Origin of the sequence: Brevundimonas sp. TWP1-3 (assembly GCF_049896085.1) — a bacterium.
Lineage (GTDB): Bacteria > Pseudomonadota > Alphaproteobacteria > Caulobacterales > Caulobacteraceae > Brevundimonas.
Genome location: NZ_JAFCTP010000002.1, coordinates 357,474 through 371,343, shown reverse-complemented (window position 1 = coordinate 371,343; position 13,870 = coordinate 357,474). Strand labels below are relative to the sequence as shown.

Genomic DNA, 13,870 nt, shown 5'->3' with positions numbered 1-13,870 from the left:
CATCCGTCGCCGGCTTTCGGCAAGCGAAACCCGCCAGCCCGCGCATCTGCCCCAAAAGGGACGAACGATTTCAACCCCTTACCACCCACCATCGTCCTCTTCCTGCCCGCCCTCCAGAACCGTGCGATCCTGGTTCCGCTCGTCCGCATCGGACGCGCAGCACAGCCGGGGAGGACGGATTTGAGACAGATTGCACTATTCAGACGGTGTTTTTCACGCCGCAGGGTCTGAAATCGGCGTCACGGGTTGATGACCACCTTGATGCAGCCGTCCTTTTTTTCCTGGAAGGTCTTGTAGGCGTCGGGGCCGTCTTCCAGCCCGATCTTGTGGGTGATCAGGAAGCTGGGGTCGATGTCGCCGTCGAGGACCTTCTTCATCAGGGGCTCCAGGTAGCGCTGCACGTGGGTCTGGCCGGTCTTCAGTGTCAGTGCCTTGCCGATGAAGGCGCCCAGCATCACGGGCGCTATGCCGACAAAGACGCCGGGCAGGCTGATGATCCCGCCGGGCTTGCAGGCCACGATGGCTTCGTTCAGCGCATAGGGGCGCTCCAGCTTGCCGGCGACGGTCTCTTGGACCTTCTCCATCAGGCTGCCCGAGCCGTGGCTCTCCAGGCCGACGGCCTCGATCACCGCATCCGGGCCTTCGCCGTTGGTCAGGGCCTTGATCCGCTCCTGCAGGTCGCCCTCGGAGAAGTCGAGGGTCTCGGCGCCAGCCGCCTGGGCCAAGGCCAGCCGCTCGGGCACCTGGTCGATGGCAATGACGCGGCCGGCGCCCATCATGAAGGCGCTGCGGATGGCGAACTGGCCCACCGGGCCGCAGCCGAACACCAGTATGGTCTGGCCGGGCTGGATGTCGCAGTTCTCGGCCGCCATCCAGCCGGTCGGAAAGATGTCGGACAGGAACAGCACCTGATCGTCGGTCAGCCCCTCGGGAACCTTGATCGGTCCGACGTCGGCATAGGGGATGCGCAGATATTCGGCCTGACCCCCTGCGAACCCGCCGTACATTTCGCTGTAGCCATACAGGCCGGCGGTCGGATAGCCGGTCTGTTTGGCCTGTTCGGCGCCGTTCGGATTGGAGCGCTGGCACAGGCTGAACAGGCTGGCGCGGCACATCTTGCAGTCGCCGCAGCTGATGGTGAAAGGCACGACGACGCGGTCGCCGACCTTGAGCTTGTCGTTGTCCTTGCCGACGGCGACGACCTCGCCCATCGTCTCGTGGCCCATGACGTCGCCGTGCTTCATGCCCGGAACATAGCCGCCGTACAGGTGCAGGTCCGAGCCGCAGATGGCGCAGCTGGTCACGCGGATGACGGCGTCGCGGCCGTCCTCGATGGTGGGGTCAGGCACCTCCTCGCAGCGGATGTCGCCCTTGCCGTGCCAGCACAACGCCTTCATGTCGGATCTCCCAATCTGAGTGGGATCAATCCGGCTGTGCGGGCGCGGTTCCTAAGGTGACGCTTTGAAATCAAAGCGTTACCGTGCCGAAGTCAGTCCTTGGGGATCGGGTTGGTCCTCGGGTCGGGGCCATTGGTGATGACGCGGTCGCGTTCGCCCAGGTCCTTGATGATCTTGACGTCGGTGAAGCCGGCGGCCTCGAACAATTCCTTGACCTGCGGGCCCTGGTCCCAGCCGATCTCGACGGCGAAGACGCCGCCCGGTTTCAGGATGCGTTTCACCTCGGGCGCCAGGTCGCGGTAGGCCTGCAAGCCGTCGGGGCCGCCGTCCAGGGCCAGGTGCGGGTCGTGGTCGCGGACCTCGGGGTCCAGGGTCGCGATATGGTCGGTCGGGATATAGGGCGGGTTGGACAAAACGAGGTCGAAGCTGGCGTCGCCGAAGCCCGCCGCCCATTCGGTGCGCAGGAAGACGGCGCGGTCGTTCAAATCCAGGTTGGCCGCATTCTCCCTGGCCACGGCCAAGGCCTCCGACGAGATGTCGGTGCCGACGCCCTTGGCGGCCGGCCGCTCGGCCAGCAGCGCCAGCAGGATCGCGCCCGATCCGGTGCCCAGGTCGATGGCCTCGAAGGCCTCGTTCCTGGCGAAGGCCAGCATGGCCACGTCCATCAGGGTCTCGGTGTCGGGGCGGGGGCTGAGCACGTCGGGGGTGACGTTCAGCATGATCTTCCAGAAGCCCTTCTTGCCGATGATGCGCGACACCGGCTCGCGCTTCAGGCGACGCTCGACCATGGCCTCATAGGCGCTCAGCTGGTCGTCGGTGATGACGCGATAGGGGTCGGTCAGGATGTCCATGCGGCTGGCGCCGGCGGCGGCCTCCAGCAGCAGGCGGGCGTCGATGGCGGGGCTGTCGATGCGGCCGGTCTTCAGCTTGGCCTGGGCGGCCTTCCACGCGGTCAGCAGGGTGTTGGATGCGGTCATGGTCGCTGATTGGCCCGCGCGGGCGCTGATTTCAAGCATTTGCGGAACGGCCGGACAGCTATACCGTTCGCCAGACCATGTCCGACCGCAAGTCCCCCCGCCGCCCGTCCGTTCTGTCCAGCCTCGCCCGCAGCCTGTCGTCGTCGCCGCGTCCGTCGCGTTGGGGGGGCAAAAGCATGGGCGGGGGAGGCGGCGGGATCTGGCGCTATGTGGCGGCGGCCGTTGGGGGACTGACGGCCGGGGCGGGCGCGGCCCACCTGCTGTACAGCCAGGGCCACAAGGTCGGGGTCGAGCTGCGTCCCGAACGCCCCGAGCCCCTGCCGCCCAAGCCCCCCACGCCCGAGGACTATGAGGCCAAGGAGCCGGGCCGCGGCCGCATGGCCAGGCGGCCCGAGCACATCCCGCACAGGGGCTGGTCCGACATCGTCTGGCGCACCGGCGGCTCCTATTTCGGTGACCGGGTCGGGTTCCTGGCGGGGGGCGTGACCTTCTTCACCCTGCTGTCGCTGTTCCCCCTGCTGGGTACGTTCGTGACCCTGTACGGCCTGTTCGCCGATCCGTCCGACGCCTGGGCGCGGCTGGACTTCCTCTACGCCGTCCTGCCCGACAGCATCGCCGTCTTCCTGGGCGGGGAGATGCAGCGCCTGGCCCAGAACTCGAACGGCCAGCTGACCTTCACCCTGATCTGGACCCTGGCCCTGTCGCTGTGGACCGCCAACGGGGCGGTCAAGGTGCTGTTCTACGGGCTGAACGTCGCCTACCACGAGATCGAGATGCGCAACCTCGTGCGCTACAACCTAATCTGCATGGGGTTTACGGTCGGGGCCATCTTCGCCGTGCTGCTGACCTCGGTGCTGGTCGTCGGCGTGCCGGTGGTGGTGCGGCTGTTCGGGCTGGAGGAGGAGTGGGGCTATCTGGCGCTGTTGCGCTGGCCGCTGCTGCTGGCGGGCTATATCGCCGCCCTGACCGTCATCTACCGCTTCGGTCCCTGCCGTCAGAGGGCGCGCTGGCGGTGGGTCACGCCGGGGGCGATCTTCGCGGCCGTGCTCAGCCTGACGGTGTCCTTCCTGTTCAGCTGGTATCTGAACAACTTCGTGCGGACCGACAGCTATGGCCCGCTGGCGGCCATGATGGGCTTCCTGCTTTGGACCTGGCTGTCGGTGCAGGTGATCCTGATGGGCGCCGAGCTGAACGCCGAGATCGAACACCAGACCGCCGTGGACACCACGACCGGCAAGCCGCTGCCGATCGGCGAGCGGGGCGCCAAGGTCGCCGACAGCATCGGCGCCCGACGCGGCAACCCCGCCGCCCTGGCCTTCACCCAGCGGCAGGCCGAGCGGGTGGCGCACCGGTTCCGAAACCGCCAGAACCGCAAGGCCGTGGAGGCCGCCTCTAAAGAATGAAGCGGCTCAGATCGACGTCCTTGGTCAGGGCGTCCATCTTCTCGCGCACGGCGTCGCCGTCGAAGGCCACGGTCTGGCCCGACAGGTCCGAGGCCTTGAAGCTGGTCTCCTCCAGCACCCGTTCCATCACGGTCTGAAGCCGGCGCGCGCCGATGTTCTCGATGGCGCTGTTGGCCGCCACCGCCGCATCGGCCATGGCCTCCACAGCATCGTCGGTGAAGGTCAGGGTCACGTCCTCGGTCGCCAGGAGGGCCTGGTTCTGACGGATCAGATTGGCCTCGGGCTCGGTGAGGATGCGCTTGAAGTCGTCGCGCGTCAGGGCCTTCAGCTCGACCCGGATCGGCAGCCGTCCCTGAAGCTCGGGCAGCAGGTCCGAGGGCTTGGCGACGTGGAAGGCGCCCGAGGCGATGAACAGCACATGGTCGGTCTTCACCGGCCCGTATTTGGTCGAGACGGTGGTCCCCTCGATCAGGGGCAGCAGGTCGCGCTGCACTCCCTCGCGCGACACGTCGGCGCCGGACGCGCCTTGCCGCGCGGCGACCTTGTCGATCTCGTCCAGGAAGACGATGCCCTCGTTCTCGGCCAGCATCAGCGCTTCCTGGGTCAGGCTGTCCTGATCCAGCAGCTTGTCGCCCTCCTCGGCGATCAGGGGCGTTGTCGCGTCGCGGACCATCAGCTTAACGGTCTTGGTGCGCCCGCCGCCCATCTTGCCCAGCATCTCCGACAGGTTCAGCAGGCCGACATTGCCGCCGCCCGGAATGTCTAGGCCCTGGATCGGCGAGGCGGTGTCGGCCAGCGAGATTTCGATCTCCTTGTCGTCCAACTCTCCGGCCCGCAGCTTCTTACGGAAACTGTCGCGGGTCGCAGGCCCTGCGCCGGGTCCGACCAGGGCGTCCAGGATGCGGTCCTCGGCGGCGGCTTCCGCCTTGGCCCGCACGTCGCCGCGCCTGCGCTCGCGCACCATGATCAGGGCGCTCTCGACCAGGTCGCGCACGATCTGGTCCACGTCGCGGCCGACATAGCCGACCTCGGTGAACTTGGTCGCCTCGACCTTGAGAAAGGGCGAACCGGCCAGCTTGGCCAGGCGCCGCGCGATCTCGGTCTTGCCGACGCCGGTGGGGCCGATCATCAGGATGTTCTTGGGCGTCACCTCGTCGCGCAGGTCCGCCGGCACGCGCTTCCTGCGCCAGCGGTTCCTCAACGCCACGGCCACGGCGCGCTTGGCGTCGTTCTGGCCGACGATATAGCGATCCAGTTCGGAGACGATCTCGCGGGGGGTCAGTTCGGTCATGCGGTGCAGATAGGAGGCCCGCAAGCGGAGCGGGAGAGGGCAGGGCGTCGCGGAGAAGGATTTCGTCAATCCGGGATCCCGACGGCCGTTTCGCCGCCGCTCATCTATCGCGGCTGATCGGGCCAGGCCTGCAAAGCGGCGGACGCGATGCCCAGCAAAGCCAATCGCCCCGCGCCGTCTCGCGCCAGAACGGACATTCCCTGCATGACGGCCATGACCAGGCCTGACAGCGCGGTGGCATCCGCGTCTGGCGGCAGCCGTTTCTCCTGGATGTCACGGTCGATCCTGGCCCGCAGGCGGCGTTGAATGCCGAGGCGGATGTCCGCAACAGTCCGCTGAACGTCCGCCGAGGCCGCCGAACCGCTGGCGGTTGCGCTGGCCATCAGGCAGCCGCTAGGCGTCTCCTCGCCGGTATAGGTGCAGGCTGCGGCAGTCATCAGGGCGCGCGCAGCCTCGAAGGCGCTGGGCGCGGCGTCGATGCCGTCGGCCATCGCCTGCTGGTCGCCCGCGTAAAGCCTGACGGCCTCAAGGAACAGCTGCTTCTTGTCGCCGAACGCGGCGTAAAGGCTGGGCGCCGTGATCCCCATCGCCGCTGTCAGATCGGCGATGGAGGTCGTCTCGTAGCCGTTACGCCAGAAAGCAAGCATCGCCTGCCGAAGGGCCATGTCGCGGTTGAAGGACAGCGGGCGGCCGGGACGCCGCGGTGATCGTGCAGATTCCATAGCAATCATTATGAAACATCTTGACCTGTCGCACCAGCACGCTAACTGGTTCTGTAGTGACCGTTAGGAAAACAAAAATGCCTCTGGCCGAATTTCGCACCCTGGGCCGATCCGGCCTGGTCGTAAGTCCGCTCGCCCTTGGGACGATGACGTTTGGATCGGGCGAATGGGGCGCCGATGAAGCGGAGTCGCGTCAGGTGTTTCAGGCCTATCGCGACGCCGGAGGAAACTTCGTCGACACAGCAGACATCTACGGCGGGGGCGAGAGCGAACGTCTGGTGGGACAGTTCATCAGGGAGACCAAGTCCCGCGACGAGGTCGTGCTATCGACGAAGTTCGCCTTCAATGGGTCAGCCAGTCCGCTGTCATCGGCTCAGGCTGGCGGGGGCAATCCCAACGCCGGCGGCGCCGGGGCCAAGAACATCCACCGCGCCCTGGACGCGTCCCTGAAGCGGCTGGGGACCGACTATATCGACCTTTATTGGATGCATATCTGGGACGGCGTGACGCCGGTCGAGGAGATCGTCCAGACGCTGGGCGACCTCGTGCGGGCGGGCAAGATTCGTTACTACGCCCTATCGGACATGCCGGCCTGGCTAGCGATGAAAGCCGCGACACTGGCCGCCGAGCGACGCGTTCCGGCTCCGATCGCGATCCAGGTGGAATATTCGCTCGTCGCACGCGATATCGAGGCCGAGCACGTCCCGGCCGCGGTCGAGGGTGGAATGGGCGTCATGCCGTGGAGCCCGCTGGCCGGCGGCTTCCTGACCGGCAAATACCGACGCGAGGACACGGCGAACACGGGGCGTCTGAGCGGGGCCAATCCGTTCGGCCAGAGCAAGTTCGCCGACCGCAACTGGATCGTGCTGGACACGCTGAAAGCCGTCGCCGATGAGATCGGTCGGCCGCCGGCTCAGGTGGCGCTGCGCTGGGTCATGCAACGCCCCGGTGTCGCCTCGACCTTGATCGGCGTGCGCGACGCCAGCCAACTGGCGGGCAATATCGCCGCCACGGCGTTCGCGCTGACCGACGAACAGATGTCGCGTCTGAACGCCGCCAGCGCGCCGCAACCGGGTTTCACCCTTGGGCTGACGGCTCCAGCGATCCGTCGCATGGTGTTCGGCGGCAATGAGGTTTCGGGTTGGCGGGAATAGTCGCTTAGCAAAAAGGCGCCCTCCGGCCGGAGGGCGCCTTCAAAGCTCTTGTCGATGTCGCCAGTATCAGGCGGCGTTGGCGGCCTTGGTCTTGGCCAGCTTGTCCTGGTGGGCCTTCATGCCTGCCGCGATCAGGTCGGCGGCTTCGCCGGCGTCGCCCCAGCCCTGGACGGTGACCGACTTGCCCTTCTCCAGGTCCTTGTAGCGGGTGAAGAAGTGCTCGATCTGCTCGATCAGGATGGCGGGCAGCTGACGATAGCTGGCGATCTCGGTGTAGTAGGGGTTCAGCTTGTCGACCGGCACGGCCAGGATCTTCTCGTCGCCGCCGGCCTCGTCCACCATCTTCAGCACGCCGATGGGGCGCGAGCGGATGACGCAGCCAGGCACCACCGGCGTCGGGTTCAGCACGATCACGTCGCAGGGATCGCCGTCGTCCGACAGGGTGTGTGGAATGAAGCCGTAGTTGCCGGGATAATACATGGCGGTGTGCAGGAAGCGGTCGACGAACAGGGCGCCGGACGCCTTGTCCATCTCGTATTTCACCGGCAGGCCACCCTGCGGGATCTCGATGATGACGTTGATGTCCCAAGGGGCGTTGGGACCGACCGGAATGGCGTCAAGGTTCATGGCGAGGTCTTTGCTGCGACTGCGAAATTCTAAAGGGCGAGGCGTGATAAGCCGACCAGCCCGTTACGGCAAGCACGACCTGCACAGGACAGGCTTGCGTCGCGACGCATCATCGCGGACATCTGGGCCATGACCTTGACCGACTGGGCCGCCCTGGCGCTCTTTTTCATCTGCTGGCTGGGATACAGCCCCATACTGGCCTTCATCAGCAGGAAGGGCGGCTCGCTGAACCAGGACATGGAGCATGTCCGCGCGGTGTGGATGCAGTCCATGACCCACCGCGAGATGAAGCTGATCGACAGCCAGCTGATGGGCCATTCGATCAACTCGGCCTCCTTCTTCGCCTCGACCAACCTGCTGCTGATCGCGGCGGTGGGGGGCATATTGTTCGGCGGCGAGAGCGCGCTGCAGGGCTTCGCCGCCGTCGGGGCCGAGAACGTGCCGCTCAAGATCCTGGAGGCCAAGCTGGCCCTTGTGCTGGTCTGCCTGGCGCGCGGCTTCCTGGATTTCATCTGGGCGCTGCGCCAGATGAACTACACCCTGGCCCTGATCGGCTCGGCCCCCGAACTGCATTCCAACACCGACCGCAAGGCGTTCAGCGAGGCGGCGGGGCAGTTGCTGAACCCCGCCCTCAGTTCCTTCAGCCAGGGGGTGAGGGGATACTATTTCGCCCTGGCGGCGGCGGCCTGGCTGTTTGGTCCGTTGTGGCTGGCGCTGGGTGTGGCCTCATCGTTCGGCCTGCTGATCTATCGCCAGGAAGCCTCGCCGGCGGCGCGGGCCATTCGCAACGCGCGTCGTCTGCTGGAGCATTGAGTCCGGCTATTTCGCAAGTGCGAGATGAGGCGCGCGCCCGACTTTGGTCTAATACGCGCCATGTTATCGGTTACATGGCCGTATTTGCGTAACACGGCGTGACCGGGATGGCGCATATCGGCCTTGACCCATTGTGCATCGCAACCTAAGTTGACCTCTGACGCCTCCGGGCGTCTTGCCCTTCCTGGGCGTTTCCTCCCTATAGACTTTAATGCCGCACCTTCGGGTGCGGCTTTTTTTTGATCTGATCAGCGATCAGTCAGGTGGACCATAGGTCTGCACAAAGGGCGGCGATCACGCGCGACAGGGCCTTTTGCGTCGCGGCGTAGGTCGCGGCGGGCTGAAGCGTCGTCTCGTCCAGATACAGCCGCCGGCTCAGCTCGATCTGGATCGCCTCATAGCCGTCGTCGGGCCGGCCCCAGCGCTGGGTGGACCAGCCCCCGGCATAGGGGTGGTTCTGCGCCACCCGCCAGCCCAGCCCCTCGAACAGCTCGCGCAGCCGTCGGCTGAGCCGTGCGCCGCAGGCCGAGCCGTAACGGTCGCCCAGCACCACCTCGGCCCCCACCGCCCGCGTCGGCATGGAATGCCAGTCGATCAGCACCGCCCGCCCATGCGTCGCGCGCGTCGTCTCCATCAGTTCGCCCAGCGCCTGATGATAGGGGTGGTGAACCGCAGCGATGCGGCCCTGCGCCTCCGCCAACGGCAGACGACGCGCATAGAGGGGCGTCCCGTCGCCCGCCAGGCGCGGCACGACGCCGTAGCCGGCCGCCGTCTTGGCCCCGACCGGCCCCTCCAGCCCGTCGATCAGCGCGGGATCCAGCTCGCCCGGATCGCGGTTCAGATCGACATAGGCCCGGCCGACGCGGCCCTCGATCAGGGTCGCGCCCTGACGCGGCCCCTCCGCGATCAGCCGCCCGACCAGGGCGTCCTCGGCGCTTTTCAGGCTGGAGAGCGACAGGTCGGGCACGGCCCTCATGTCGTCGGGATAGCGGTCGCCCGAATGGGGCGAGGCGAACACCAGCGCGGTCGCCTTGACGCCCGCGGCCGGCGCGGTGATCGAAAAGCTGTCGCCGCCGTCGGTCATGCCTCCGCATAACGGGTTTCGCTGTGGAAGGAAGTCGGCTGATCGGTGAATTTCATCGGCGGTTTACCGTTGCGCCTCTAGTCTGGTCGTCTGTTTCAAGGATGTTTTTCGAATGGCGCGTATTCTCCTGGCCGAAGACGACGGTTCGTTGCGCGGGTTTCTGACGCGCGCGCTGGAGCGGGCGGGCCATCAGGTCATCGACTGCGAGAACGGCGACGACGCCATCGACGCCCTGGAACACGGCCCCTATGACCTGCTGCTGACCGATATCGTCATGCCGGGCGCGGACGGGATCGAGGTGGCGCGCGTCGCCGCCGCTCGCCAGCCGGGCCTGCGCATCATGTTCATCACCGGTTTCGCCGCCGTGGCCCTGACCGCCGCCCAGGCCACGCCGGACGCCAAGGTCCTGTCCAAGCCCGTCCACCTGCGCGACCTGGTCAACGAGGTCGAGCGTATGGTCGCCGCCTGAGCGGCTGATCCGACGGCGGTTTTCGAGAAATCTCTTTCTTGCCGTGAAATCGGCTTGATGAAGCCCGGCCTCGCCGCTATACGACCGCTCTTCCCGCTCCGAACAGCTTTTTCGGAGCCCTACGGCGGATGCGTAGCTCAGCGGGAGAGCACCTCGTTGACATCGAGGGGGTCACAGGTTCAATCCCTGTCGCGTCCACCATTCCCTTCCAATGACTTAACAGAGCACGGTCTTCGGCGGTAGCCAGATACTGGCCTGTAACCTGGCCCGCTGCCGCCTCGCGCGCAGCGCGTCGTGCCACGCGTCACCCTTTGGGGCGACAGGCAGATCCGCTATCAGAGCGAGCTGTATACAGAAGATCTGGGTGGGAAAATCGGACTGGGCTGCCTACGCGTGTGACCTGCCGCCGCCAGTTCGAGGCCGCACGTTCCGTCTGACCTCTCTCTATCATGTGACCCATGCGCATATTGCGCAAAGGATCATCGAGGACGGACAGATCACTCGCGGGCTCGTCTATGACGAGAGCAGATTGAACGTGACGCGGCGGACGGTTGTCTGGGTCTCACCGAATACTTCGCACAACGGCTCTCGCTACGGAACCGTCCAGTTTGAGTTCGACTGGGCAAGTCTCTTGGCGGGCAGGAACATCTATTGAGTGGAGGCAATGACCGCCTACCAACCACCCGCCGTCCGATTTTTCCTGACCAATGGGGAGGTCTCGGGGCTGCCTGGATTGAAGGCCTACGACCCGACGACGTCCAACGGACCTCTCCATTTCGACGGCTCGGAATGGTGGTGGAATGGCAATTCACCGCTGAAATCATGGTCGACGATGACTTGTCGCTGGCCGATTGCAGCGGCATGGATTTCATTCCGCACCACCCGACTTTCTGCAATATTGGGCATGCCTAGTGCATAGAGTTGGGCAAGAATGGTGACGCATCCTCAGCCCGGTTGCTGGCTTATGTCCTCGCAAGTGAGCGCACCTCCGCAGACCACGCATTTCTCAATGCTGCCGGTCAGCTGACACCGGCAGCGGACAACGCTTTGGTCCGAATTGGCATCGGACTTGGGGCTTTGGGCAAGCGAGACAGCGGTAAGATCAAAAGCGCAGGCAATGCGCGGCCAGTGGTGCAGGGCGCGTTGGCTCAACTGGCGCTCGGGCGGCCGAATGAGGCGAAAGCGCTGGCCGCGCAGCTGGCTTCCAGCAACCTCATCTGGTCATGCCTTCAAGCGCTCTGCACAGAACATTTTGGCGTTCCGTCGGCCTCGCTTTCGGACGCTCTATGAGCTGGCGCTTCGCCGGGCAAAGCGATGGGGGAGCTCCGGCCTTTGGATATGCGGCACTAGGCGGGTTGCTCGTCACTACGTCAGGGCGAGATGGTTGCACAGAAGTTGAAGAGAGACGGGCTGCAGTCGGGCTTTTGGGAAGTAGCCGTTCGTTGCCGGTAACGCCTTCTCCATGGCGGACATTACAGTCATCGGTGGCCTTATCTTTGCTGACCTCGTCAATCTCGCCATACCCGATGAATGCACTGCCTTGATCTCGTGGTACGCTCGAATGAACGACCGCCAAAGCGTGCTTGACCGGATCAAGATTTCAGAGCCCAAAGACCTTATGGCCTGATACTGCACCACACGCTTTGGCAATCAATCGCCGCACCAAATGCGGAACGCCTCCTTGACGACACCCGCCGGCACTACATTCACTGTTGATGGCGATGTCGTATTGGTTCGGCGAACCACAGGCGAGCGCGCGGTCTGGATAGTTCACAAAGCTGACTTGTCGCCGATCCCGGCGGACGAAAATACTACCTTGGAAGACGCTGTTAGTCAGTCGGAGACCCTTGAGGCTGTCGGCTTGATTACCCAGGGTGAACTGGGTGAGGTTGAGCGGGCGGGCGTCTTCCAACGCATAGTCGACTAACGTAGGTTGAAAGGCATGCAGACCGCGCTTTCAATCCGTGCCCGACCCCTGCCTTGTTGCGCTAGCCTACCGCACTGACTGCCTATCAGGCAATCAACGTCCGATCTTGACTCAAGGCGGTCCTTGGCAACGTCGGCTTTTGGGCAAGGCGTTGATGAGCTGCCCAATACGCGAGTATGACGTATAAGAGACCTCACTAATAACGTTGTCTGGCGCGTTACGACGCGTTTCAGTTGGAGGGTGCAACCGTTGCGGCTAAGCGGCATTCAGAGAATTTCAACGAGGCGGACGTCGCTTCGCCTACTCGTGTCCAGCCGACCCAGCCCTGAGGTTCAGTTCGTCAGCTGAAAGCTCAGTCTCAGGGCGCCGGTGATGCCCTTTACGCCCATGCGCATGCAGATGGCGCGTAGGTGGGCGCGGACGGTGTGGATCGACATGTCCATCTTGCGCGCGATGTCCTTGGGCGCCTCACCCTGGGTTAAATGACCAAGCACCGAGAGCTCGGCGCGGGTCAGGCCGAAGATGGCGCGCAGCGGCTCCATACCCTCAACCCCCATACAATGGGCGGGCCGCGCCGTCGCGAAGATCCGCCCGGCCGCATCCGGCGCAGTCGCCAGATCAAGCAGGCACCAGGCGTCGTCGCCGGCGCGAAACAAAAGGCGGCCATGGGATTGTCGTCCTTCCAGCAGCCGTGTCGCCATGGCGTCGAACTCGGCGCGATTGCGATGGCTAGGACAGATGAAGGCACCGCCGGCGCCCAGCACGCCCGAGGCGATCATGGTTCTGGCCTTAGCGTTAGCGCGCAGCACGCAGCCCTGAGCGTCCAGAACGAAACGCGCGATGGAGTCATGTTCGAACCAAGCGGTGCAGTCCGCATGGGTCAGGGATGCCGGATTTCCAGGCGGCCTGAACGGCGTCAGGCGCAGCGTGAATTTTTCCTCCAAGACCGCCGTCGCGGCAAGGTTGTTCCGCTGCGGCGTCGCCGCCGCCGCCATCTTCTGCTCATACATTCGCGCCACCCAATGTTCGAAGAACGTCAAGCCCCAGGATATGGCTGTCGGTCTCAAGTCTGAGATCTAGAAGGGCCGGCCTCTCCAAGCCGTTCGGCCCATCGCGTTAACGTGTTATCAGTTTGATCTTTAGGCCGTAATCGCCGTCATGGGCTAACCATGATGGGGTATGCCCGTGGTCAGTGCGGCGAGATGTCGATGGCGATCACGTCCTGATAACGACCGGCCATCTGACCCTTGACCTCGCCTAGGGTGAACAGCATCGGCAGCGACATGCCGGCGAGGGTGCGCGGGGGATCGACGTCCTTGGTCCACGGCGCCGTCAGATCGACGGCCGCGTCGTCCAGTTCGACGGCGTAGGGGACGCTGGACTCCGTCTCCACATCGCCCTGGCGTCGCATCACGCCCCCATGCTCGGACTTGATCGAGATGACCGACGGCGCATTGGCGCGGACCTGGACGAAGATGCGCCGGGTCAGACCGGTGGCGGCGTCGCCGAAATCCACCACTTCTACGCTGGAGCCCGAGCCGAAGGCCCCTGCGGCGCCGGCCAGGTTCAGTTGCGCCCTGGGCGTCGAGACCAGCTGCATGCGCACCGGGATGGGGGCGAGCAGGGCGGTCCCATCGGCGTCCTCGACCAGCAGCTTGAGGTCGCTGGCGTAGGTTCCGGCGTCGGGCACGGCGTCCACGACGATGGCGGCGTCCAACTGGGCCTGACCTGTCGCCTTGCCGGCGAGGGTGTAGTGGAAGACCCCCGGCTCGACGTCGGAGGTCTGAAGCCCGGACGCTTCTCGCGGGCGGAACTGCACCCCCACCCCGCCTAGGGCCAGGCTGGAGACGGCCGCGCCGCCGTCGTCCACGAAGGACAGTCGCAACTCGCAGGCCTCGTCGCCCTGGTTCTTCAGGCCCAGGTCGATGGCGCCGCTGGACGGGCCGATGGCGAAGGGATTGTAGTTGATGACCACCGTGTTGGGGCTCTGGCTCAAGGCTAGGTCG

The 13,870-nt window shown here is 65.2% G+C and carries 14 protein-coding genes and 1 tRNA gene; 7 read left to right on the top strand and 8 right to left on the bottom strand.

Annotated elements, in window-relative coordinates:
• Window positions 1–239: 239 nt before the first annotated feature.
• Together ACP693_RS13755 and prmC are read right to left on the bottom strand one after the other, a co-directional pair.
• Window positions 240–1,397 (bottom strand): zinc-dependent alcohol dehydrogenase, encoded by a 1,158-nt coding sequence (locus ACP693_RS13755; RefSeq protein WP_426020227.1) that lies wholly within the window; start codon window positions 1,395–1,397, stop codon window positions 240–242.
• 92 nt (window positions 1,398–1,489) lie between these two features.
• Window positions 1,490–2,374 carry a peptide chain release factor N(5)-glutamine methyltransferase gene (gene prmC / locus ACP693_RS13750; protein WP_426020225.1) on the bottom strand — a complete coding sequence of 295 codons (885 nt, stop codon included), beginning with the start codon at window positions 2,372–2,374 and terminating at the stop codon, window positions 1,490–1,492.
• A gap of 77 nt (window positions 2,375–2,451) precedes the next feature.
• Between prmC and ACP693_RS13745 the strand changes: the two genes are divergently transcribed.
• The gene (locus ACP693_RS13745; RefSeq protein WP_426020223.1) at window positions 2,452–3,777 is read left to right on the top strand and encodes a YihY/virulence factor BrkB family protein; all 1,326 of its coding nucleotides are present in this window, start codon (window positions 2,452–2,454) and stop codon (window positions 3,775–3,777) included.
• Here ACP693_RS13745 and hslU read toward each other — a convergent pair.
• Window positions 3,767–5,068, bottom strand: coding sequence for an ATP-dependent protease ATPase subunit HslU (gene hslU, locus ACP693_RS13740; protein WP_425985502.1), 1,302 nt, complete (start codon window positions 5,066–5,068; stop codon window positions 3,767–3,769). The two genes, ACP693_RS13745 and hslU, sit on opposite strands and share 11 nt — an antisense overlap.
• Before the next feature lie 104 nt (window positions 5,069–5,172).
• A complete protein-coding gene (locus tag ACP693_RS13735) occupies window positions 5,173–5,733 on the bottom strand; it encodes a TetR/AcrR family transcriptional regulator (RefSeq protein WP_426020221.1) in 561 nt (186 codons plus the stop codon).
• A gap of 134 nt (window positions 5,734–5,867) precedes the next feature.
• Here ACP693_RS13735 and ACP693_RS13730 point away from each other — a divergent pair, with 134 nt between their 5' ends.
• Complete coding sequence (locus ACP693_RS13730) at window positions 5,868–6,944, top strand: aldo/keto reductase (protein WP_426020219.1); 1,077 nt, start codon at window positions 5,868–5,870, stop codon at window positions 6,942–6,944.
• A 66-nt stretch (window positions 6,945–7,010) separates the two neighbouring features.
• Here ACP693_RS13730 and ppa read toward each other — a convergent pair whose 3' ends face one another.
• Entirely contained in the window at window positions 7,011–7,571 is a 561-nt protein-coding gene (ppa, locus tag ACP693_RS13725) for an inorganic diphosphatase (protein ID WP_425985496.1), read from the bottom strand.
• A gap of 129 nt (window positions 7,572–7,700) precedes the next feature.
• On the opposite strand from ppa, the gene ACP693_RS13720 reads away from it, so the two are divergent.
• Window positions 7,701–8,384 carry a DUF599 domain-containing protein gene (locus tag ACP693_RS13720; RefSeq protein ID WP_426020217.1) on the top strand — a complete coding sequence of 228 codons (684 nt, stop codon included), beginning with the start codon at window positions 7,701–7,703 and terminating at the stop codon, window positions 8,382–8,384.
• Window positions 8,385–8,643: 259 nt separating this feature from the next.
• Here ACP693_RS13720 and ACP693_RS13715 read toward each other — a convergent pair whose 3' ends face one another.
• Window positions 8,644–9,468, bottom strand: coding sequence for an N-formylglutamate amidohydrolase (locus tag ACP693_RS13715; protein WP_426020215.1), 825 nt, complete (start codon window positions 9,466–9,468; stop codon window positions 8,644–8,646).
• Between the two features lie 112 nt (window positions 9,469–9,580).
• Here ACP693_RS13715 and cpdR point away from each other — a divergent pair, with 112 nt between their 5' ends.
• The 4 genes from cpdR to ACP693_RS13695 all read left to right on the top strand — a co-directional run bounded on the left by cpdR (window position 9,581) and on the right by ACP693_RS13695 (window position 11,227).
• On the top strand, window positions 9,581–9,937 hold the full coding sequence (gene cpdR / locus ACP693_RS13710) for a cell cycle two-component system response regulator CpdR (RefSeq protein ID WP_017506825.1): 357 nt from the start codon (window positions 9,581–9,583) through the stop codon (window positions 9,935–9,937).
• Between the two features lie 126 nt (window positions 9,938–10,063).
• Window positions 10,064–10,138: transfer RNA gene (locus ACP693_RS13705), tRNA-Val, on the top strand.
• 463 nt (window positions 10,139–10,601) lie between these two features.
• Complete coding sequence (locus ACP693_RS13700; RefSeq protein WP_426020213.1) at window positions 10,602–10,856, top strand: hypothetical protein; 255 nt, start codon at window positions 10,602–10,604, stop codon at window positions 10,854–10,856.
• Between the two features lie 2 nt (window positions 10,857–10,858).
• Entirely contained in the window at window positions 10,859–11,227 is a 369-nt protein-coding gene (locus ACP693_RS13695; protein WP_426020211.1) for a hypothetical protein, read from the top strand.
• A 969-nt stretch (window positions 11,228–12,196) separates the two neighbouring features.
• On the opposite strand, the gene ACP693_RS13690 is transcribed toward ACP693_RS13695, so the two are convergent.
• Both ACP693_RS13690 and ACP693_RS13685 read right to left on the bottom strand, forming a co-directional pair.
• Window positions 12,197–12,931 (bottom strand): response regulator transcription factor, encoded by a 735-nt coding sequence (locus ACP693_RS13690; RefSeq protein ID WP_426020209.1) that lies wholly within the window; start codon window positions 12,929–12,931, stop codon window positions 12,197–12,199.
• 122 nt (window positions 12,932–13,053) lie between these two features.
• Window positions 13,054–13,860 carry a hypothetical protein gene (locus tag ACP693_RS13685; RefSeq protein WP_426020207.1) on the bottom strand — a complete coding sequence of 269 codons (807 nt, stop codon included), beginning with the start codon at window positions 13,858–13,860 and terminating at the stop codon, window positions 13,054–13,056.
• Window positions 13,861–13,870: the final 10 nt, after the last annotated feature.